The sequence below is a fragment of the Rhodocista pekingensis genome, from assembly GCF_042665545.1.
GTDB classification, from domain to species: domain Bacteria; phylum Pseudomonadota; class Alphaproteobacteria; order Azospirillales; family Azospirillaceae; genus Rhodocista; species Rhodocista pekingensis.
In genome coordinates this window covers 343,268-364,406 of the sequence record NZ_JBHTCM010000004.1, presented here as the reverse complement: position 1 = coordinate 364,406, position 21,139 = coordinate 343,268, and the positions used below count along the sequence as shown (strand labels likewise).

21 protein-coding genes are annotated in these 21,139 nt (G+C 69.5%); 11 read left to right on the top strand and 10 right to left on the bottom strand.

Annotation, left to right across the window (positions count from 1 at the left end):
- The first annotated feature begins 40 nt into the window (after positions 1-40).
- Positions 41-232, top strand: a complete 192-nt coding sequence (locus ACFQPS_RS02250) for a hypothetical protein (RefSeq protein ID WP_377356093.1) — start codon at positions 41-43, stop codon at positions 230-232.
- A gap of 12 nt (positions 233-244) precedes the next feature.
- On the opposite strand, the gene ACFQPS_RS02245 is transcribed toward ACFQPS_RS02250, so the two are convergent.
- Both ACFQPS_RS02245 and ssb read right to left on the bottom strand, forming a co-directional pair.
- On the bottom strand, positions 245-955 hold the full coding sequence (locus tag ACFQPS_RS02245; protein WP_377356091.1) for a chromophore lyase CpcT/CpeT: 711 nt from the start codon (positions 953-955) through the stop codon (positions 245-247).
- A complete protein-coding gene (gene ssb, locus ACFQPS_RS02240; RefSeq protein ID WP_377356090.1) occupies positions 955-1,524 on the bottom strand; it encodes a single-stranded DNA-binding protein in 570 nt (189 codons plus the stop codon). The genes ACFQPS_RS02245 and ssb overlap by 1 nt, the downstream gene beginning before the upstream one ends.
- Before the next feature lie 485 nt (positions 1,525-2,009).
- Between ssb and uvrA the strand changes: the two genes are divergently transcribed.
- The gene (gene uvrA / locus ACFQPS_RS02235) at positions 2,010-4,865 is read left to right on the top strand and encodes an excinuclease ABC subunit UvrA (RefSeq protein ID WP_377356089.1); all 2,856 of its coding nucleotides are present in this window, start codon (positions 2,010-2,012) and stop codon (positions 4,863-4,865) included.
- A 21-nt stretch (positions 4,866-4,886) separates the two neighbouring features.
- On the opposite strand, the gene ACFQPS_RS02230 is transcribed toward uvrA, so the two are convergent.
- Entirely contained in the window at positions 4,887-5,234 is a 348-nt protein-coding gene (locus ACFQPS_RS02230) for a hypothetical protein (RefSeq protein WP_377356087.1), read from the bottom strand.
- Between the two features lie 160 nt (positions 5,235-5,394).
- On the opposite strand from ACFQPS_RS02230, the gene ACFQPS_RS02225 reads away from it, so the two are divergent.
- From ACFQPS_RS02225 to ACFQPS_RS02210, 4 genes are all read left to right on the top strand, one after another.
- Entirely contained in the window at positions 5,395-6,084 is a 690-nt protein-coding gene (locus ACFQPS_RS02225) for a hypothetical protein (protein ID WP_377356084.1), read from the top strand.
- An 89-nt stretch (positions 6,085-6,173) separates the two neighbouring features.
- Positions 6,174-6,938 carry a CDP-alcohol phosphatidyltransferase family protein gene (locus ACFQPS_RS02220; protein WP_377356081.1) on the top strand — a complete coding sequence of 255 codons (765 nt, stop codon included), beginning with the start codon at positions 6,174-6,176 and terminating at the stop codon, positions 6,936-6,938.
- Positions 6,939-7,041: 103 nt separating this feature from the next.
- Complete coding sequence (locus ACFQPS_RS02215; protein WP_377356078.1) at positions 7,042-8,142, top strand: branched-chain amino acid ABC transporter substrate-binding protein; 1,101 nt, start codon at positions 7,042-7,044, stop codon at positions 8,140-8,142.
- Positions 8,143-8,253: 111 nt separating this feature from the next.
- Positions 8,254-9,372, top strand: a complete 1,119-nt coding sequence (locus tag ACFQPS_RS02210; RefSeq protein ID WP_377356077.1) for a branched-chain amino acid ABC transporter substrate-binding protein — start codon at positions 8,254-8,256, stop codon at positions 9,370-9,372.
- A 34-nt stretch (positions 9,373-9,406) separates the two neighbouring features.
- Here ACFQPS_RS02210 and ACFQPS_RS02205 read toward each other — a convergent pair whose 3' ends face one another.
- Positions 9,407-9,925, bottom strand: a complete 519-nt coding sequence (locus ACFQPS_RS02205) for a DUF1499 domain-containing protein (protein ID WP_377356074.1) — start codon at positions 9,923-9,925, stop codon at positions 9,407-9,409.
- A gap of 135 nt (positions 9,926-10,060) precedes the next feature.
- Between ACFQPS_RS02205 and trmFO the strand changes: the two genes are divergently transcribed.
- On the top strand, positions 10,061-11,434 hold the full coding sequence (gene trmFO, locus ACFQPS_RS02200; protein WP_377356072.1) for a methylenetetrahydrofolate--tRNA-(uracil(54)-C(5))-methyltransferase (FADH(2)-oxidizing) TrmFO: 1,374 nt from the start codon (positions 10,061-10,063) through the stop codon (positions 11,432-11,434).
- Positions 11,435-11,451: 17 nt separating this feature from the next.
- Here trmFO and ACFQPS_RS02195 read toward each other — a convergent pair whose 3' ends face one another.
- Positions 11,452-12,297 carry a phytoene/squalene synthase family protein gene (locus tag ACFQPS_RS02195; RefSeq protein ID WP_377356070.1) on the bottom strand — a complete coding sequence of 282 codons (846 nt, stop codon included), beginning with the start codon at positions 12,295-12,297 and terminating at the stop codon, positions 11,452-11,454.
- 177 nt (positions 12,298-12,474) lie between these two features.
- On the opposite strand from ACFQPS_RS02195, the gene ACFQPS_RS02190 reads away from it, so the two are divergent.
- The 3 genes from ACFQPS_RS02190 (at position 12,475) to hpnE (ending at position 16,450) form a co-directional block, all read left to right on the top strand.
- Complete coding sequence (locus ACFQPS_RS02190; RefSeq protein WP_377356068.1) at positions 12,475-13,101, top strand: superoxide dismutase; 627 nt, start codon at positions 12,475-12,477, stop codon at positions 13,099-13,101.
- A gap of 221 nt (positions 13,102-13,322) precedes the next feature.
- A complete protein-coding gene (gene hpnD, locus ACFQPS_RS02185) occupies positions 13,323-15,059 on the top strand; it encodes a presqualene diphosphate synthase HpnD (protein ID WP_377356066.1) in 1,737 nt (578 codons plus the stop codon).
- A gap of 20 nt (positions 15,060-15,079) precedes the next feature.
- Positions 15,080-16,450 (top strand): hydroxysqualene dehydroxylase HpnE, encoded by a 1,371-nt coding sequence (hpnE, locus tag ACFQPS_RS02180; protein WP_377356064.1) that lies wholly within the window; start codon positions 15,080-15,082, stop codon positions 16,448-16,450.
- On the opposite strand, the gene ACFQPS_RS02175 is transcribed toward hpnE, so the two are convergent.
- From ACFQPS_RS02175 to yajC, 3 genes are all read right to left on the bottom strand, one after another.
- Positions 16,393-16,767 (bottom strand): Mth938-like domain-containing protein, encoded by a 375-nt coding sequence (locus ACFQPS_RS02175; RefSeq protein ID WP_377356062.1) that lies wholly within the window; start codon positions 16,765-16,767, stop codon positions 16,393-16,395. The two genes, hpnE and ACFQPS_RS02175, sit on opposite strands and share 58 nt — an antisense overlap.
- Before the next feature lie 78 nt (positions 16,768-16,845).
- Positions 16,846-18,414 carry a protein translocase subunit SecD gene (gene secD / locus ACFQPS_RS02170; protein ID WP_377356060.1) on the bottom strand — a complete coding sequence of 523 codons (1,569 nt, stop codon included), beginning with the start codon at positions 18,412-18,414 and terminating at the stop codon, positions 16,846-16,848.
- Between the two features lie 45 nt (positions 18,415-18,459).
- Positions 18,460-18,837: a preprotein translocase subunit YajC gene (yajC, locus tag ACFQPS_RS02165; protein WP_012566253.1), complete on the bottom strand. Its 378-nt coding sequence runs from the start codon at positions 18,835-18,837 to the stop codon at positions 18,460-18,462.
- Positions 18,838-19,027: 190 nt separating this feature from the next.
- Between yajC and ACFQPS_RS02160 the strand changes: the two genes are divergently transcribed.
- Positions 19,028-19,894 carry an ATP-binding protein gene (locus ACFQPS_RS02160; protein ID WP_377356059.1) on the top strand — a complete coding sequence of 289 codons (867 nt, stop codon included), beginning with the start codon at positions 19,028-19,030 and terminating at the stop codon, positions 19,892-19,894.
- Positions 19,895-19,973: 79 nt separating this feature from the next.
- Here ACFQPS_RS02160 and ACFQPS_RS02155 read toward each other — a convergent pair whose 3' ends face one another.
- On the bottom strand, positions 19,974-20,759 hold the full coding sequence (locus tag ACFQPS_RS02155) for a DUF1828 domain-containing protein (protein ID WP_377356057.1): 786 nt from the start codon (positions 20,757-20,759) through the stop codon (positions 19,974-19,976).
- On the bottom strand, positions 20,756-21,058 hold the full coding sequence (locus ACFQPS_RS02150) for a hypothetical protein (RefSeq protein ID WP_377356056.1): 303 nt from the start codon (positions 21,056-21,058) through the stop codon (positions 20,756-20,758). Before ACFQPS_RS02150 ends, ACFQPS_RS02155 begins: the two co-directional genes overlap by 4 nt.
- Positions 21,059-21,139 lie beyond the last annotated feature (81 nt).

Sequence of the window (21,139 nt, the reverse complement as noted above, 5' to 3'; positions counted from 1 at the left end):
GACCAAGGGTCGGACGGCTTACAGACTGGAGACGGTGAGAATGGCCATCGCACCCAGCCCGCCCGGCACGCCGACGCCGGGGCAGACGGAAATCCCGCCGCCGGGGGAAACCCCGGCCCCCGGCCCGACCGAGCCCGCGCCGGTGCCGCCGGGGACGGACAATCCCGGCCCGGAGACGCCGGCCCCCGCCCCGGCACCGGACCCGCCCGGCGCCCCGAAGGCCGGCAGGTGACCGGGCGCCCGCTCAGCGGCCGGACGGTCCGGTCGTGTCGGCGGCCCCCGCGTCCGGCATGTCCGGGGCGGCCTTGTCGAAGCGGAAGCCACCCTCGACCGTGTCCCGGACCGCCTCGCCAGCGCCGGTGAAGCCACGCTCCCAGACGCGGGTGAAGGCGGACTGAACGGACATCTGGATGATCAGATAGGCGGCCCTGCCGTCGGGATCGGCGCAGTCCGTCCCGACGGTGTTGCCGGAAAAGTTCCATTCGCCGCGGCGGTACAGCACCACCTCGCAGCCCGCGATCCGGTCGAGCTGCTCCGGCATCAGTTCCTTCAGGCGCGACGGATCGCGCCAGGCCCCGACCGCGGCGGCGGGGTCGGGCAGACGGTAGCTGCGCAGTTCCACCCCGCCCCGCTCCGGTGCGAAGCGGATCTGCACGATGCGCTGGCGGGCCGGCCGGCCGCGGTCAGCCTCCGGCGCCTCTTCCACATAGAGCCAGGGCCCGTCATGCCGGCGCGGCCAGATCGGCGTGACCTGGCGCCGCAGGAGCGGGACCTGCGGGTCGCCCGCCGCCTGCTGTGCCGTGCTGAAGCTGCCTGTGAGCAGCGCCGCCAGGGTCTGGCTCTCATCGGCACGCGCCGCCCCGGCCGGTGCCAGCCCCCCGATCAGAACCCCGACCAGGGTCAGGGCGACGAGGGCCGGACGGCCGGGCCGGACGACAGCGCGGGAGAACGGCATCAGAACGGGATCTCGTCGTCGAGATCATTGCTGGCCGGCGGACGGCCACCGCCCTGGCCACCGCCCTGCCCGGCGCCCGCTCCGCCACGGGCGCCGCGCTGGGGCGATGCGCCATAGCCGCCCCCGCCACCGCCATAGCTGCCGCCGTAGTCGCCGCCACGGTCGTAGTCCCCGCCGCCGCCGTAATCGCCCCCACCGCTGCCACCACCACTGCCCTCACGGCCGTCAAGCAGGGTCAGCTCGCCCCGGAACTGCCGGAGCACGACCTCGGTCGTGTACTTCTCCTGCCCAGACTGGTCGGTCCATTTCCGGGTTTCGAGCTGGCCCTCGATATAGACCTTGGAGCCCTTGCGCAGGTAGCGCTCGGCGATCTGGGCCAGATTCTCGTTGAAGATGACGACGGAATGCCACTGGGTGCGCTCCTGGCGCTCCCCGGTGTTGCGGTCCTTCCAGTTCTCCGAGGTGGCGATGCGCAGATTGCAGACCTTGCCGCCGTTCTGCATGTTCCGGATTTCCGGGTCCTTGCCCAGATTGCCGATCAGGATGACCTTGTTGACGCTGCCTGCCATGGGTCGTTCTTTCGCTGTCGTTCCGTTCTTTCGCCAAACGTCCTGAGCGCCAACCGGCCGGGCCCCCTGTGGCGGGTCCTGACCGTCGGCTGCGTACCGGTAACCGTCCGGGCGCAGAAGGACGCCACCCTACACGGCCCGACCTGCGCAGGGAAGTCGCCGCCATGGCGCCGCCCTTACCCCGGCCCGTACCCCGGCGACACCCACCTGGAACAGCGGGCCGTGCGCGTTCCGCTCAGCCCGATATATGAAACACTTACGGAACTTCTGGAAGGGGCGCGGGCCGGACAGGGAACGCCCCGATGCAGCCGCCCGAGTCCCGCCCCGTTGCCGCCCGCCGGACCGTCCGAGCCGTCCGCCAGGGGCCGGGGCGGTATGCCCATCCGGCATCGCATCCGGGTTTTTCCGTCCTGCGTTCCGATCCATATTGGTGGCACCGTGCTTGCCCCTTCCCCTGCGGCCGGGCCTCATATACAGAACACAGCATGAACAAGACGATCAGCGTCCGCGGTGCGCGCGAGCACAACCTCAAGAACGTCGACGTGGATCTGCCGCGCGACAGTCTGGTGGTGATCACCGGGCTGTCCGGGTCCGGCAAGTCGTCCCTGGCGTTCGACACCATCTATGCCGAGGGGCAGCGCCGCTATGTGGAGAGCCTGTCGGCCTACGCGCGCCAGTTCCTGGAGCTGATGCAGAAGCCGGACGTGGACAGCATCGAGGGGCTGTCCCCGGCCATCTCCATCGAGCAGAAGACGACCAGCCGCAATCCCCGCTCCACCGTCGGCACGGTGACGGAGATCTACGACTACATGCGGCTGCTCTATGCCCGTGTCGGCGTGCCCTATTCGCCGGTCACCGGCCTGCCGATCGAGAGCCAGACGGTCAGCCAGATGGTGGACCGCATCCTGGCGATGCCGGAGGGCACCCGCCTCTACCTGCTGGCCCCCATCGCCCGCGGCAAGAAGGGCGAGTTCAAGAAGGAACTGGCGGAGCTGCGCAAGCGCGGCTTCCAGCGCATCAAGCTGAACGGCGAGTTGATGGAGATCGAGGACGCGCCGGCGCTGGACAAGAAGCTGAAGCACGACATCGAAGTGGTGGTGGACCGCATCGTCGTGCGCGAGGGACTGGGCAACCGGCTGGCCGACAGCATCGAGACGGCGCTGGAGCTGTCCGACGGGCTGCTGTTCGCCGAGAACGCGGACACCGCCGAGCGCACCACCTTCTCCGCCAAGTTCGCCTGTCCGGAGAGCGGCTTCACCATCGAGGAGATCGAGCCGCGCCTGTTCTCCTTCAACAATCCCTACGGCGCCTGCCCGGCCTGCGACGGGCTGGGGGCGCGGCTCTACTTCGATCCCGGTCTGGTCGTCCCGGACGACCGGCTGAGCCTGCGGGAAGGCGCCATCGCCCCCTGGGCCGGCAGTTCCTCCCAGTACTATCTCCAGACACTGGAGAGCATTGCCCGGCACCACAAGGTCAGCCTGGACACGCCCTGGAAGGACCTGCCCGAGGCGGTCCGGCGGACGATCCTGTTCGGATCGGACGGCAAGGCGATCACCATGCGCTATGACGACGGCCTGCGCGCCTATGAGACCAACAAGCCGTTCGAGGGCGTGGTCACCAACCTGGAACGCCGCTGGAAGGAGACGGAGAGCGCCTGGGTGAAGGAGGAGCTGGGCAAGTACCAGTCCTCGCAACCCTGCGAGTCCTGCGGCGGCGCCCGGCTGAAGCCGGAGGCGCTGGCCGTCCGCATCCGCGGCCTGAACATCTCCCAGGTGTCGGCGAAGTCGATCCGGGAGGCCGGCGACTGGTTCGGAGAACTGGACGCACACCTGACGGCGAAGCAGCGCGAGATCGCCCACCGGATTCTGAAGGAAATCAACGAACGCCTTGGTTTCCTGAACAATGTCGGGCTGGACTATCTGGCGCTCGACCGCGCCTCGGGAACCCTGTCGGGCGGCGAGAGCCAACGCATCCGGCTGGCCTCGCAGATCGGCTCCGGCCTGACGGGCGTGCTCTACGTGCTGGACGAGCCCTCCATCGGCCTGCACCAGCGCGACAACGACCGCCTGCTGGAGACGTTGAAGCGCCTGCGCGACCTGGGCAACACCGTGCTGGTCGTGGAGCATGACGAGGATGCCATCCGCCAGGCCGACTATCTGGTCGACATGGGACCGGGTGCCGGCGTGCATGGCGGCACGGTGGTCGCGCAGGGCACGCCGGAGGAGGTCAAGGCCAATCCGGAGTCCGTGACGGGCCAGTACCTTACGGGCCAACGCTCGATCCCGGTGCCGGGCCTGCGCCGGAGCGGTCACCGCGATCAGGTGCTGGAGCTGACCGGCTGCCGGTCGAACAATCTGCGCGACGTGACGGCGCGCATCCCGCTGGGCACCTTCACCTGCGTCACCGGCGTGTCGGGCGGCGGCAAGTCCACCCTGGTGATCGAGACGCTGTACAAGGCGCTGGCGAAGAAGCTGATGGGCGCGCGGGAGCATCCCGGCGAGTTCGACACCCTGCGCGGGATCGAGCACCTGGACAAGGTGATCGACATCGACCAGTCCCCGATCGGCCGGACACCGCGCTCGAATCCAGCCACCTACACGGGCTGCTTCACCCCGATCCGCGACTGGTTCGCCGGCCTGCCGGAAGCCAAGGCGCGCGGCTACGGCCCCGGCCGGTTCAGCTTCAACGTCAAGGGCGGCCGCTGCGAGGCCTGCCAGGGCGACGGCGTCATCAAGATCGAGATGCACTTCCTGCCGGACGTCTACGTCACCTGCGACGTCTGCCACGGCCACCGCTACAACCGCGAAACCCTGGAGATCACCTACAAGGACAAGAGCATCGCACAGGTCCTTGAGATGACGGTGGAGGAAGGGGCCGAGTTCTTCCGGGCCGTGCCCTCGATCCGGGACAAGCTGGACACGCTGGCGCGGGTCGGGCTCGGCTACATCAAGATCGGTCAGCCGGCCACCACCCTGTCCGGCGGCGAGGCGCAGCGCGTCAAGCTGGCGAAGGAACTGTCGCGCCGGGCCACCGGCCGCACCCTCTACATCCTGGACGAACCGACCACGGGGCTGCATTTCGAGGATGTGAGGAAGCTCCTGGAAGTCCTTCATGCCCTTGTGGAACAGGGCAACACGGTGCTGGTGATCGAGCACAATCTGGAGGTCATCAAGACGGCCGACTGGATCATCGATCTGGGGCCGGAGGGCGGTGCCGGCGGCGGCCAGATCGTGGCCGCCGGCACGCCGGAGGACGTCGTCGGCGCCGAGCGCAGCTACACCGGGCGTTATCTCCGGCCGTATCTGGAGAGCGCCCGGAAGTCCCGTAGACGCGCCTCCTGACACCGCCCGGGCCCGCACCGTTCAGCCGCGCTGGTGGCGGGCGTCGAGCAGACGCTTCAGCCGCTTCACCTCCGCCTCCAGCCGCGCCACCTCCGCCGCCATCTGGCGCAGCCGCGACTGCGCCGCCGCGGCGGGATCATGAAAGGCGTCGTGGAACGGCCCGCGCGGCCGGCGGCGCTCCGTCTCGCTCATGCGGCGCGGCGCCAGCAGGGCCGCCCAGTCCGTTCCCCAGCCCCGGACCAGCCGGTGCGCCGCCAGCGCCGCCGCGGCCCGCTCTCCGGCATGGTCGGAGCCCAGCATTCCCAGCACGCGGACCAGCTTCAGCCACTGCCCCCGGGACAGGACGGCGGTTCCCCCCGTCGTCTGCATGCCTTCCTCCCTGCCTGTCGCCGCCCGGAGATGAGGCCGGACGGCACCGGGCGCCACGGCCGGTTCCGCCGGCCAGATCCGCAGAACCGGCGCTGGTTCCGGACGGGGGGTTCGCATAGGCTGACACCATCGCGCACCTGTGTTCGGCCCCTCTCGGGGCGTGCGCGGCGGCTGCGTTCAATCGATCGGGGTCGATTCCCCGCACTTCAATCATTCCGCCGAGGCGCGGGCACAGAACCCGCTTTGCGGGCTTTTCCCTTCGGAACACAACCATTTCATTGACTTGCAACGGCCTGCCGGTATCTTTTGTCTCTGTCCCGTCCGCGCGGCCGAAAAGAGGGCTCCGGCCGGTGTTCATCAGCTTTCTGGCGCCAAGGAGGGCGAAGCCATGCAAGTCAGCCCTGTTCGTCTTGCCACCTCTCCCATCCGGTTCCTTTTTCCCGTCAGGGACATTGAACAGCTTTTGATTTTCATACTTTCGCCACTCACCTGCTACTTCCTCATAGAATTGATAAGGGGTGGCGGAAAGGGTTGGGATGCAGCCCTTGCATGTCTTGTTGCCATTTGGATCTTATTGCTTTTGCGCTTGCCGGTTCTTTTTGCCGTCGGAAAAGTCGGCAGCGATGACGTGCAGGAAATTTTCCGTTCCGTGGAAAAGAACGGATATGTGAAGGATGATCAGAAATCAGGAGAAAGCCTCCACTTCTTTCGGCCACCCGGCTCTCGCCTGTTCCGGTTTGGCTCCGATCTGGTTTCGGTATCCATTCATGATGGACGAGCGGAAATAACCGGACCGTTCACTGAGATCCGCCATGTCCGGTCCAGGTTGCTGACAGCAGCGCCTTCGTAACTCTGGCATGGCAACGTGGGATCTGAGAGCTTTACCGATTACTGTTTAGACCTGTAGTTGCCAGCAGATCCCGTCCGTCGTGCCGTCCGATGGCAGCCGAGCGCGGCTTGGCTGCCGCGGCGGCGACGCCCTATAGTGGGCGGATGTCAGAACCGTCCGCCCACCCGTTCCCCTGGTCCGCCTGGGCCATCCATCTTCTGACCGCGACCGGCGCCGTCTGGGCCTTCCTGGCTCTGCTGGCGGTGATCGACGGCGACGCCCAGGCGGTGTTCCTCTGGCTTGCCCTCGCCCTTCTGGTGGACGGGATCGACGGTCCCCTGGCCCGCCGCTTCGAGGTCAAGGCGCGGGTGCCGCTGTTCGACGGGGCGGCCTTGGACCTGATCGTCGACTACCTGACCTATGTCTTCGTTCCGGTCGCCTTCCTCTGGCGCTTCGACCTGCTGCCACAGTCCCTTGATCTGGTGGGCTGTGCCTGGGTCCTGCTGACCTCGCTGCACCTCTTCGCCAAGCTCGACATGAAGGAGCCGGACAACCATTTCCTGGGCTTCCCGGCCGTCTGGAACGTGGTGGTGCTGTACCTCTTCCTGCTCGACGGCGGCCCCTGGACGAACGCGGCGGTGGTGCTGGCCTGCGGTATCCTGACCTTCCTGCCGGTGCGCTTCCTGCACCCGTTCCGGGTCCGCCGCCTCCGGCCCGTGACGGTGGCGCTGACCGCGGGCTGGGGCGCGGCGGCGCTCTGGCTGGTGCTCGCCTACCCGGCGCGTCCCCTGTTTCCCCTGGTCCTCTTCCTGGCCGCCAGCGCCTGGGTCGCCGGCCTCAGCCTGTGGCGCACGGTCTCCGGCCCCTGGCGCTGAGGGCGCGCACACACGCCATTCTTCCGTCGGGAGGGCTGTGCTAGGGTCCGGGCACATCGCGCAGAGAACTGCGCAACAGGCTTCGTTCTGGGGGAGCGACACAATGCAGTTGAAGATGTCCCTTCTCGCCCTGGCGGCGGTGGCGACCCTCGCCGCGGCGCCGGCGCGCGCCGACATCGTGGTCGGGCTGGGCGCCCCGATCACCGGCCCCAACGCCGTGTTCGGCGAGCAGATGCGGCGCGGCACCGAGATGGCGGTCAAGGACCTGAACGCAAAAGGCGGCGTGCTGGGCGAGAAGCTGCGCTTCGTCGTCGAGGACGATGCCTCCAATCCCAGCCAGGGCGTCGCCGTGGCCAACAAGATGGCGACGGCCGGCGCCGCCCTTGTCGTCGGTCACTTCAATTCCGCCGTGACGATCCCCGCCGCCAAGGTCTATGCGGACGAGGGCATCCTCCTCATCACCCCCGCCTCGACCAACCCGCAGCTCACCGAGCAGGGCCTGGAGACGGTGTTTCGCACCTGCGGCCGCGACGACCAGCAGGGCGACGTCGCCGCCAGCTACCTGATCAAGAATCACAGGAACGACCGCGTCGCGGTGATCCACGACCAGACCACCTACGGCAAGGGTCTGGCCGACGCCACCAAGGCGGCGATGAACAAGGGCGGCCTCCAGGAGGTCATGTACCAGGCGGTCACGGTGGGCGAGCGCGACATGTCCGCCCTCATCACCCGCATGCGCGACGCCGGCGTGAATGTCGTCTATTTCGGCGGCCTGCACACCGAGGGCGGCCTGATCGTGCGGCAGATGGCCGATGCCGGCATGAAGGCCGTCTTCATGTCGGGCGACGGCACCGTCAACCAGGAGTTCTGGAACATCACCGGCCCGACCGGCGAGGGCGCCCTGGTGACCTTCGGTGCCGACTACCGCGACGAACCGATCGCGGCCGACGTGGTGAAGCGCTTCCGCGACCAGGGTTATGAACCCGAGGCCTACACGCTCTACAGCTACGCCGCCGTCCAGGCCTGGGCCGCGGCGGCGGAGAAGGCCGGAAGCCCGGATTCGGATAAGGTTTCCGAAGCCCTGCGCGATGGCGAGTACCAGACCGTGATCGGCCCGCTCTCCTATGACGGGAAGGGCGACCGCCGCTCCACCGACTACATCATCTACCGCTGGTCGAACGGCGCCTACACGCCGATCAAGTGATCCGGCGCTCCGCCTTCCCGCCTGCCGCCGCCCGGTCCTGCCGGGCGGCGTGCGGAGCTGCGGGCAGTCCGATCCAGCCCCAGTGACGCCCCTCCGATCGGGAGAGTTCCCGTGCGCATCCCCTCTCTGTCCGCCGTGCTGATCCCGGCGGTGCTGGGCACCGCCGTCCTCATGGCGGGTCCGGCCGCGGCGGAAACGGCCGTTGGCCTCGCCGCCCCGCTGACCGGCCAGCTTGCCGCTGTCGGCGAGCAGCTCCGCCGCGGTGCCGAGCAGGCCGTGGCCGACATCAACGCGGCCGGCGGCGTCCTGGGCGAGCCGCTGCGCCTGATCCCTCTGGACGACGGCGGCGTGCCGGCGCAGGCGGTGGCCGTGGCCAACCGGCTGGCGACGGAGGGCGTCGCCCTGGTCGTGGGCCACCTCCAGTCCGGCACCACGATTCCGGCCTCGCAGGTCTATGAGGACGAGGGGATCGTCACCATCACCCCCACCGCCACCAGCCCCGAAGTGACGGAAGGCGGACGTACCCTGGTCTTCCGCACCTGCGGCCGCGACGACCAGCAGGGCGACATCGCCGGCGGCTGGCTGGCGCGCCATTTCGCCGGCCGGCGCGTGGCCGTGGTCCACGACCAGACCACCTACGGCAAGGGGCTGGCCGACGCCACCCGTGCCGCGATGGCCGCCAAGGGGCTGCATGAGGTGCTCTACACCTCCCTGACCCTGGGCGAACGGGACTTCACGGCCCTGGTCACCCGGATCAAGGCCGCCAATGTGGACGCCGTCTATTTCGGCGGACTCTATACCGAGGCGGCCCTGCTGGTCCGGCAGGCGCGGGAGGCCGGCGTCACCGCCCTGTTCGTCTCCGGCGACACGCTCGCCTCGGACGAGTTCCAGGCCATCGCCGGGCCGGCCGGCGAGGGCATGACGATGACGTTCAGCGCCGATGCCCGCGCGAAGCCGGAGGCACAGGACCTGATCGCCCGGCTGCGCGGCAACGGGGGCGAGCCGGGGGCCTACACACTCTACGCCTATGCCGCCGTGCAGGTCTGGGCCAAGGCGGCGGAGAAGGCCGGCAGCACCGACGGCGCCCGGGTCGCCGCGACGCTGCGCCAGGGTGACTATGCCACGGTCGTCGGCCCCCTCGCCTTCGACGCCAAGGGCGACCGCACCAGCACGGACTATGTCATGTACCGCTGGGGTACGTCCGGCTACGCCCCGCTTGCCGCCGACTGAGGACGGATGTGGGGCGTAGGCGGGAGGGACCCGCCTACGCCCCGCCGATCCGGTCCGGCAGCCGGGCCAGCCAGCCCTCCACCCGCGCCCGGTTGACCCCGAAGTCGCGGACACCGAACACGGCCCGGCTGTAGACCAGCAGCGTGCTGCCGCCGCCCTCCGCCGGGCGGATCTCAATGCTCACGAAATCCGGGAAGCGCATGGCGCGGGACTGCTGCACGGCAGTCAGACGCATGCCGTCGTCGGAGCGTCGGACGATGCGGGTCCGCGGCTCCGCCTCCACCAGGGCGGTGACGGCATCGCGCAGCCGCCCGGCCGGCACGGAAAGGACGGGGGCGGCGGCGTGGGGCTGTGCCAGCGGCGTCGCTCCCCGCGGGGCGACGAGGAACTGGTTGGGCTTCCAGTCCAGCTCCAGGGTCTGGAAGTCGATCAGGCCGCCATGCTCCTGCTCGATGGCGCCGATCCGGGCCGTGATGAAGACCTGCCAGCCGACGAACAACACGGCGACGATGCCGATCGCCCAGACAAGGAGCTTGCCGAGAAACGCAGTCACCTCTTTCCTCCCTCTTATTCTTAGGTGCCACCTTACCGAGGCTGCGACCGTCCCGTCAGCCCCTTTCCCACGCCCGCCGCGTTCCTCCGCCCGCGAGGCTTGACGGCGCGCGGGCGGGTCGCCACACCTAGCCGCATGACTGACACAGCCCCCATCCATGTCGTCGGTGCCGGCCTCGCCGGCAGCGAAGCCGCCTGGCAGATCGCGCAGGCCGGCATCCCGGTCGTGCTGCACGAGATGCGCCCCGTCCGCCGCACGGACGCGCACCAGACGGACCGCTGCGCCGAACTGGTGTGCTCCAACTCCTTCCGCTCGGACGATGCCGAGTACAACGCCGTCGGCCTCCTGCACGAGGAGATGCGGCGCTGCGGCTCGCTGATCCTGACCACCGGCGACGCGCACAAGGTCCCCGCGGGCGGCGCCCTGGCGGTGGACCGCGACGGATTCGCGGACGCGGTGACAGCCGCCCTGGAGGCGCACCCGCTGGTCCGGATCGAGCGAGGCGAACTGACCGGCCTGCCGCCGTCCGACTGGGACAGCGTGGTGCTGGCCACCGGGCCGCTGACCTCGCCCGATCTCGCGCGCGCCATCCTCGATCTGACCGGAGAGGCGCAGCTCTCCTTCTTCGACGCCATCGCGCCGATCGTCTATTTCGAGAGCATCGACCTGTCCAAGGCGTGGTTCCAGTCCCGCTACGACAAGGAAGGCCCCGGCGGCACGGGCAAGGACTACATAAACTGCGCCATGGACAAGGAGCAGTACCTGGCCTTCATCCAGGCCCTGCTGGAAGCGCCGAAGACCGAGTTCAAGGACTGGGAGAAGGGCACGCCCTACTTCGAAGGCTGCCTGCCCATCGAGGTCATGGCGGAGCGCGGGGTGGACACGCTGCGCTACGGCCCGATGAAGCCGGTCGGCCTGACCAACCCGCACACCGGCCGCCGTCCCTATGCCGTGGTCCAGCTCCGCCAGGACAACGCCCTGGGCACGCTCTACAATCTGGTCGGCTTCCAGACGAAGCTGAAGTACGCGGAGCAGACCCGGGTCTTCCGGATGATCCCCGGCCTGGAGACGGCCGAGTTCGCCCGGCTGGGCGGCATGCACCGCAACACCTTCCTGAACAGCCCGCGGCTGCTGGACCCGGTGCTGCGCCTGAAGGCGATGCCGCGGCTGCGCTTCGCCGGCCAGATCACCGGCTGCGAGGGCTATGTCGAGAGCGCGGCCGTCGGGCTCCTGGCCGGGCGGTTCGCCGCCGCCGAGCGGCTGGGCCGCACGCCCTCCGTCCCGCCGGCGACCACGGCCCTGGGGGCGCTCCTGAACCATATCACCGGGGGGGCGGAGGCCGAGACCTTCCAGCCGATGAACGTCAATTTCGGCCTGTTCCCGCCGCTGGACGCCCGCCAGCCCAACGGCAAGGAACTGCACGGCAAGGACCGCAAGCGCGCCTATACCGGCCGCGCCCTGGCCGATCTGGACGGCTGGCTGGGCCGCGACCCGGCCGCCGCGGCCTGAGCGACCGGCCGGGCGCCTTACCAGCGCCCGGTCAGCGCGGCCCAACCCAGGCGGAGCTGGCGCAGCGGATGGGGCATCTGCATCCGCGGCGCGAAGGGATCGAATCCCGCCTTCACCAGCGCGGACAGATAGAGGTCGCAGAGCGGCCCCGTCAGCAGGGCCGGCAGGGCCGCCGCCGGCACCTGCCGGCGCAGGGCGCGGGCCTGTGCCTGCCGCCGTGACGCCTCCTCCGCGACCGCCCGGACGACGGCCGCCAGCCCGGCCGGCGGCGTCCCGGCGAACAGCGCCGCCTCCGTCACGCCATGGCGCGCCATGAGGTCGGCCGGCAGCAGCAGACGCTGGCGCGAGGCGTGGAACGGGACCGCGCGCAGCACGCCGGTGAGCGCCCAGGCCGTGGCGGCATGGCGCGCCGCCTCCATCGCAGCGTCATGGCGCACCCCCAGAACCTCCAGCGCGAGCTGGGCCAGCGGCGCCGCGGTGGACTCGGCGTAGGCGGTGAGGGCATCGAGGCTGGCCGGCGGCGGCTCCTCCAGATCGGCCTCGCGCGCCTCGATCAGCCGGTCGAGACGGGCAGGGTCCAGGCCGTGTCGCCCGATGGCACCGGCCAGCGCCTCCACCACCTCGTGCCGCCGCACCTCGCCCCGGCCGATTCCCTCCAGCGCATCCCGCCACCATTGCAGCCGGATCAGACCCAGCGTCGCCTCGCTCACCACCTCGCGCGTCTTGGCGACCTCCAGATTGCAGGCGTAGAGCGCAAACAGGGCCTCCCGCCGGTCGGCAGGCGCGAACAGAGCCGTCAGGAAGCGGTCATTGTCGAACCGGCGTACCTGATCTGCGCAGTAGGAGAGATCGGAGGAGGCCATGAGGGGCCGGGTGGTTGCGGACGGGCGTCGCGCTTATATGGCAAAGCGGGAGCCGGCCGGAAGTCCCGGCGGCTGGAAAAGCGGCCCCGCCTGCCTTGACCCCCTCCGGCACCGGACGTATCTCTCGCGCGGCGCCCCGCGCCTGGGAGTTAACGAGACAACCACAGGAGCCGAAACATGGCCTTCACCCTCCCGGAGCTTACCTATGACGTGACGGCGCTGGAGCCGCACATCGATGCGCAGACCATGGGCCTGCACCATGGCAAGCACCACCAGACCTACGTCACGAACCTGAACAACGCCCTGGCTGAGCACAGCCAGCTCCACGGCCTGTCGCTGACCGACCTGCTGAAGCGCCTGGGCGAGCTGCCGGAGGGCATCCGCACCGCCGTGCGCAACAATGGCGGCGGCCATGCCAACCACAGCATGTTCTGGACCATCATGGGACCGAACGGCGGCGGTGAGCCGACCGGCGCCGTCGGAGAGGCCATTGCCCGCGACTTCGGCGCCTTCGAGGACTTCAAGAAGAAGTTCAACGAGGCCGGCACGAAGCAGTTCGGCTCGGGCTGGGTCTTCGTCACGGCCGACACGGAAGGCAAGCTGGAGATCGTCGCGCGTCCGAACCAGGACACCCCGCTGATGGACGGCAAGCCGGTGCTGATGGGCAATGACGTGTGGGAGCACGCCTATTACCTGAAGTACCAGAACCGCCGCGCCGACTATCTGGCCGCGTGGTGGAACACGGTGAACTGGAGCGCCGTCAACGAGCGCCTGTCCGCCATCCGTAACGGCGGCGTCCTCTGACGCCCCCGCCCCCGATGCCCCCGATCGGGCATCCCTGACCCGGCCGTGCGCGCCCTGGGGAGACGGCTCCCCGGGGCGCCGGCAGGAGGGCCGCCAGGGAGCCGGTCGTCCGGCTTACCCTGGGGCAGAATGTCGGCCAAGCGTCCTAGGCGCTATCCCGTCTTCATTGCACCGTCGGGTTCTGGCACAGTAGCTGTCCAAGCCCGTTGCCGAGGGCCGTGATGGCCGATTTCCGCACCGCCCCCCTGGTTCCGGAGCAGTCGGAGCCCGCTCCCCGGAAGAGCGCGGGGGAAGAGAATTTCCCGGTCGCCTCGCGGCTGGTGCCCAAGCACCTGCGGCCGCACGTCATGGCGTTCTACGGCTTTGTCCGGCTGGCGGACGATATCGCCGACGACCCGAACCTCGATCCCGAGGTGAAGATCGCCCAGCTCGACGCGCTGGAGCGCGCGCTGGTCAGCGGCATCGGCGCCCAGCCCTGGCTGGCCCCGGCCCTCCAGCTCAAGGCCAGCCTGGCCGCCACCGGCGTCTCCGGCCTGCACGCCCGGCAGATGCTCCAGGCCTTCCGGCGCGACGCCCATTGCGGCCGCTGCAAGCAGTGGGCGGACCTGCTGCTCTATTGCCGCTACTCCGCCAATCCCGTCGGCCGCTACCTGCTGGAACTGCACGGCGAGCCGATGGCGGCCGCGCCGGCCGCGGATGCCCTGTGCAGCGCGCTCCAGATCATCAACCACCTTCAGGACTGCCGGACCGACTGGGTCGATCTCGGCCGCTGCTACCTGCCCACGGCCTGGTTCCGCGAAGCCGGCGGAGACCCCGAACAGCTTGTGGAGACGGCGGCGACGCCGCCCGTCCGCGCCGTCATCGACCGCTGCCTGGACGAGGTGGACGCCCTGCTGCTGCGGGCGGACACCCTGCCCCGCCAGATCGCCGACCGCGGCCTGCGGCTGGAGACGGCCGTCATCATCCGGCTGGCCCGGTCTCTGGCGCGCGAGCTGCGCCGCCGCGATCCCCTGGCCGAACGGATCGAGCTGAAGGGCCTCGCCAAGCTGGGCGCCGTGCTGCGCGGGGTCGGCGACGGCATCGCAGCCCGGCCGAAGGCGCACCGGCGGACCGGCGGCGCGGCCGGGTCGCGCACCAGCACCTTCTACTGGCCCCTGCGTTTCCTGCCCGCCGCCAAGCGCCGCGCCATGTTCGCCGTCTACGCCTTCTGCCGGCAGGTGGACGACATCGCGGACGAGCCGGGGCCGCTGGAGGCCAAGCGCGCCGCCCTGTCCGACTGGCGCCGCCGGCTGGACGCCGTGTACGGCGACGAGGGCGACATCACCGATCCGCTGCTGCGCGATCTGGCCGAAGCAGTACGGCACTATGCGCTGCCCCGGGCCGAGTTCGATGCCATCGTGGACGGCATGGCGATGGATCTGGAAGGCCCGATCCGGGCGCCGTCGCAGGAGGACCTGACCCTCTATTGCCGCCGGGTCGCGGGCGCGGTCGGCATGCTGGCGGTACGGGTCTTCGGCTCCCCCGACGACCGGCACGACCGCTTCGCCATCGCCCTGGGAGAGGCGTTGCAACTGACCAACATTCTGCGCGACCTGACGGAGGATGCGGCCCTGGGCCGCCTCTACCTGCCGCGGGAGGCGCTGGCCCAGGCCGGCCTGCTGACCGACGGCACGGAGGTGGAGCCCGCCGCGGTACTGGCCGACCCCGCCGTCGCCCGCGTCTGCGAGAGCATGGCGGCCCGCGCGGACGCCCGTTTCGCGGAGGCGCAGGAAGCGCTGCCCCGCCAGGACTGCCGGATGCTCTGGCCCGCGGTGGCGATGATGCTGCTCTACCGCCGCCTGCTCGACCGCATGACGGCGCGCGGCTGGTCCGATCTGGCCGACCGCCCCACCCTGACGAAGCGGGAAAAGGTGATGACGGCGCTGCGCTGTGCCGTCGGGCATCCGCCCCGGACCTGAGCGAGCAGATCGGTCCGCGCATGTCCGCCTTCCCCCGATCCCCCGCCCGGCACGGTGCCGGCGCCGTTTCCCGCATCCATGTCGTCGGCGCCGGACTGGCCGGGCTTGCCTGTGCCACGGCCCTCGCCGCGACCGGCCGGCCGGTCACCCTCTACGAAGCGGCGACGCAGGCCGGCGGGCGCTGCCGCAGCTACGGGGATGCCCGGCTGGGCTGCCGGATCGACAACGGCAACCACCTGATTCTGGGCGCCAATCCGGACACCTTCCGCTATCTCGACCGGACCGGCGGCCGGGACGGGCTCTGCCCCGTCGCCCCGGCGGCGATCCCGTTCCACGATCTGGCCGATGGCAGCACCTGGACCGTGCGCCCCGGCGCGGGGCCGCTGCCGCTCTGGCTCCTGGACCCGGCGCGCCGGGTGGCCGGGGTCGCGGCCCTGCCGCATCTGGCGCCCCTGCGGCTGGCACTGGCCGGCGCCGATGCCACCGTGGCGTCGATGCTGCCGCTCGACACGCCGCTGGGCCGGCGGCTCTGGCGGCCGCTGGCCGTCTCCATCCTCAACACCGAACCGGAGGCCGCCTCGGCCCGGCTGCTCTGGAGCGTGCTGTCGCAGACGCTGCTGAAGGGCGAGGCGGCGTGCCGGCCGCATATCGCCCGTGAGGGCCTGTCCGAGGCGCTGGTCGATCCGGCCCTCGCCTTCCTGAGCGGTGCGGGAGCGGAACTGCGCCTCCCTGCCCGGCTGCGCGCCCTGGAGGTCGGGAACGGCGCCGTGACGACCCTGCGGTTCGACGGCGGGCAGAGGGTCGATCTGTCCCCGGGGGAGCGGGTCGTGCTGGCGGTGCCCGCCTGGCAGGCGGCGGACCTGCTGCCCGGCCTGCGCGTGCCGACGGAGCACCGGGCCATCCTGAATGCGCATTTCCGGCTGCCCGCCCCGGTTGCCCCCGCCCCGGCCGCCCTGCCCGGCGGGCTGCCGCTGCTCGGGCTCGTCGGAGGCACGGCGGAGTGGCTGTTCCAGCGCGGCGACGTGCTGTCCGTCACGGTAAGCGCCGCCGACCGCCTGACCGGGGAAGACAGCGATACCCTTGCCGTCCGGCTCTGGTCCGATATCGCCCGCGCCCTGTGCCTGCCGGACGCCTGTCCGCCGGCCCATCGGATCGTGAAGGAGAAACGCGCGACCTTCGCCGCCACGCCTGATGTCGTGGCTGACCGGCCGGGACCGCGCACGGATCTGGGCAACCTGCTGCTGGCGGGGGACTGGACCGATACCGGCCTGCCGGCCACCATCGAAGGGGCCGTGCTCTCCGGCCACCGGGCGGCGGAAATTCTGCTCCGGGATCAGATCGGCAACAGTGCCGCCGCGACGCGGCGGCCTTCGGCCAGCAGGACGTTGTAGGTCCGGCAGGCGGCCGGGGTATCCATCGCCTCGACCACGATGCCGGCACGGCGCAGATCCTGCCTCACGGCTGCGGGCAGCAACTGCATCCGCGGCCCGCAGCCCAGCAGCAGCAGTTCGACCGGCGGTTCCGCCGTGCGCACGGCCTGGAAGCTCGCCGTGTCCAGACCGTCGAAGGTACGGATATCCCAGAGGAGGGTCCGATCCGGGAAGACCAGAACCGCCGTCTCATAGAGCGTGTTGCTGATCCGGAAGCGGCCCGGCCCGTAGGTGTCGATCACCTGCCGGTCGGCAGGGATCAGCGGCGTGATGTCCATGCACATTTCCTCCCCGGGGCGCATCTCCTCCCCGGGACGGGGGACCCGGCCAACCGGGTCCCCCTCCGCCGGGAGCGGTCAGATGGGGACGGTCTTGGGCCGAGTCCGCCGCAGCCAGACCACCACCATCAGTCGCGTCACCATGATCGCGGTGAACATGGAGGCGAGAATGCCGATGGACAGCGTAACGGCGAAGCCCTTCACCGGTCCCGATCCGAACATGAACAACAGCAGCGCGGCGATGAGTGTCGTCAGGTTGCTGTCGATGATGGTCGTGAGGGCGCGGTTGTAGCCCGCGTCAATGGCCGCGATGGGCGTGCGGCCGAACCGCAGTTCCTCACGGATGCGCTCGAAGATCAGCACGTTGGCGTCCACCGCCATGCCGATCGTCAGGACGATGCCGGCGATGCCGGGAAGCGTCAGCGTCGCCTGGAGAATGGACAGCGCCGCGAAGATCAGGGCGATGTTGAAGACCAGGGCAAGATTGGCGAACAGGCCGAACAGCCCGTAGCAGAGCGCCATGAAGGCGACGACCATCACCAGACCGGCGATGCTGGCGATCCGCCCGGCCTCGATGGAGTCGGCGCCCAGGCCCGGACCGACCGTGCGCTCCTCCAGCACCGTCAGCGGTGCCGGCAGGGCGCCGGCCCGGAGCAGCAGTGCCAGATCGTTGGCCGTCTCCACGGTGAAGCTGCCGCGGATGATGCCGCTGCCGCCCAGGATGGGCTCCTGGATACGGGGGGCGGAGATCACCTGGTTGTCCAGGACGATGGCGAACCGCTTCTCCACGTTGGCGCTGGTCGCCTCGCCGAAGCGGCGGGCCCCCAGGCTGTCGAAGCGGAAGCTGACGACCGGCTGACCGTCCTGGAAGCTGGGCTGCGAGTCGACCAGGGTCGAGCCGTCCACCATCACGCGCTTGCGCACGACCTCGACGCCGCCGTCCCTGCTGGGAAGCAGTTCCGAGCCGGGCGGGATGCGACCGGCCTGGGCATCGGCCGGAGAGATGTCGTCATCCACCAGCCGGAAGGTCAGCTTCGCCGTCTGACCCAGGAGGCGCTTCACGCGCTCCGGATCATCCACACCCGGAAGCTGGACGAGAATGCGGTCCTCGCCCTGCCGCTGGATGGTCGGCTCGCGCGTGCCCGTCTCGTCGATACGGCGACGGACGATCTCGATGGACTGGTCCACCGCCGCCCGGCGCAACCCCTCCACCGTCGCATCGGTCAAGGAGGCGACGATGCGGTTGCCGCCCTCGATCTGGATGGAAAGGTCGCTCTCCACGTTGCGCACGGCGGAGCGGGCACTGTCCAGGTCCGCCGGATCGCGCAGCGTGAAGGCGATGCCGTTGCCGACGACGCCCAGATCGGTATAGCCGATCCTGGCATCACGCAGCCCGGCGCGCGCGCCATCCTGCAAGGCGTTCAGGCGCTCCTGAACGACCACGTCGACCTTCACCTCCAGGAGCAGGTGGGACCCGCCCTGGAGGTCAAGTCCGAGATTGACGGTCTTCGTCGGCAGCCACCCCGGAAGGCTGGCCGCCCAGGAGTCGACCTTGGCGCGCCCCAGCACGTTCGGCGCCGCATAGAGCACCGACAGCAGGCAGACGCCCACGACGAGGACGACCTTCCACTTGGCAAAATAGATCATGGTGCGTGCCGACCCCGGGAAAACGGCTCAGGCGGAAGAGCGGAATTACTTCTTGGCCGCGGCATCGGCCGCGTCGTCTGCCTTGGAATCGGCCTTGGCCTTCGCCGGTTCGGTCTTTGCCAGAACGGCGGAGACGGTACCGCGGATCACGCGCACGCGCACGCCCTCGGCGATCTCGACGGTCAGTTCGTCGTCCGGCCCGACCTTCACGACAGTGCCGACGATGCCGCCGCCCGTGACCACCCGGTCACCCCGGCGCAGCGCCTCCAGCATGGCCTTGTGCTCCTTCATCTTCTTCTGCTGCGGACGGATCAGCAGGAAATAGAAGACGACGAAGATCAGGATCAGCGGGAGCAGGGACACCAGCGCATTCGGCTCCGCGGGTGCGCCCGCACCCTGGGCGAAGGCCGTGGAAATGAACATGGAACTCTCCTTGGGGATGTCATTCGCGCGGACGGCGCGACTATACCCGCCCCGGCCACGCTTGCAATGGAAACCGGCCCGGTCCGATCGGCGCAGGCCGCAGGGGAAAGCCACCCCGCTTGCGGCCGCACCGGCCTGTAGCTACGGTCGGGTCGTGGCTTCAAATGGTGACGGACGACGGTCCCCGCAAATGACCCAGAGCGAGATTTCCACCCTTCTCCCGGTCCTGACCCGCATCGCGGACGCGCTGGACCGCCTGACCCCGCCCCCGCCGCCCGCCGCCGATGCCATGGCCGCCGACGCCTTCGTCTGGCAGGCGGAAGGCGGGCGACTGGTGCCGGTCACCCAGGTCAACCGGGTGGAGATCGGCCTGCTGAAAGGGGTGGAGCGGCAGCGGGACACCCTGCTGGACAACACGCGCCGCTTCGCCGCAGGGCTGCCGGCGAACAATGCCCTGCTCTGGGGGGCCCGCGGCATGGGCAAGAGTTCGTTGGTGAAGTCTGTCCATGGAGCCGTGGCGGCGGAGCATCCTGGCGCCCTGGCGCTGGTGGAGATCCACCGGGAGGACATTCCCTCCCTGCCCCGGCTGCTCACGCTGCTGCGGGCCGCCCCGCGCCGCTTCCTCGTGTTCTGCGACGACCTCTCCTTCGCGGCGGAGGATGCCCATTACAAATCGCTGAAGGCGGTGCTGGAGGGCGGGATCGAAGGCCGCCCGGCCAACGTCCTGTTCTACGCCACGTCCAACCGCCGGCACCTGATGCCACGCGACATGATCGAGAACGAACGCTCGACCGCGATCAACCCGGCCGAAGCGGTGGAGGAGAAGGTCAGCCTGTCCGACCGCTTCGGCCTCTGGCTGGGCTTCCACAACTGTGACCAGGAAACGTTCTTCGCCATGGTCGAAGGCTATGCGGCCGCCTACGGCCTGGACATCGCCCCGGAGGCCCTGCGCGCCCAGGCGGTTGAATGGTCGGTGACGCGCGGCGCCCGCTCCGGCCGCGTGGCCTGGCAGTTCTTCCAGGATCTGGCGGGCCGGCTGGGCCACCGGCTGACCTGATTCTCACCAGGGCCGGAGCCGGTTTCCGTGCGGCGGGAATCGTCAGGAGAGACCCACGGGACCAGCTTTTCGTCAGCGTTTACGCCGCCAACAGCAGTTGCCGCAACGCTCCTGCTTCCGAAATCGGAATAACCGTTGCCACGTCACGGATACGTCCGATGTCGTCTTCCCGATACAGCGCGCGGCGGTCATCCAGTGCCGCGACGCGCTGCCCCTGCCAGTCACGCAGGTCGTAACAGCGGGCGAACACCTCGTTGGCTCGGGTCTTCGCGGCGCTGGGATAGCTGCTTTCGGCGGGCAATGTGAACACCGCCGTGTCAACGCGCGGCGCGCGGATCAGGAAATCGACGGGAACGATCACGTTGCCGCGCCCCGGCAGCTTGGCGTTCGGTTCATAGTCCAGGCCAGTGTCGTCGATCAGGCTTTCCACCTCTTCGGCAAAACTGCCCTGTGCGGCGAGGCGCTGGGTAAAGGTCAGATCAGCGACGCGAATGCACGCCTGTCCCAAGCGGATGACGCCGGCAAGCAGTTCGTCAACGCTCACCTCACATGACAATGCGCCCCTGGTGTGGGTGACGCTGTAGGTTTTCAGAACGTCTTCGGTCAGCCGCTTGCGTCGCGCCGACTTCAGCGGCCGGATGTCGAGTTGGTCCAGCCACAGGAAGGTGTTGCCGAAATCGGTCAAGGTCAGCGGGCCAAGCTCGGACAGCAGATCACGGCGGTTGACGATGAACAGATCGACCGTCGATCCATCCGGGTAGCGGAAGGCCGTGGCGATGCGCAGATGCCCCTTCGGAACGGTATCGACCGTTTCGATCAAGGGGGTGTGGTGCAGGATTGCCGCCGCTTCGTTCATCCCCATCATGGTCTACATGCCCCGTCCGCTTCGGGAGGCACGATCAACTCACCGACATGAATTATGTGGGCCATCCGGCAGAAGGCGTCAAACACCGCTTTCAGCGATTGCCCGTTCAGGTCGCCACGGTCGATGACGCCCCGCTTCAGGTTCTCGCGCGGGCAATCAGGGGTGTGCAGCGCGTGCTTGTGGCTGCGCCCGGCGGGCTTGTGCGGACGACCGTCCACCTCAAGCCGACAGATCGGCCCGATACCCGTGACTTCGCCCGGAGCGGTTTCCGGGCGACGGCAATCGGGAAGGACTCCCACGGGTCCGATTCCGTGATCCGTCCTGCCGGTGGGTATCGAGACCAACCTGCATGGGGCTTGGTCTTGCGCAATCTCTTCACC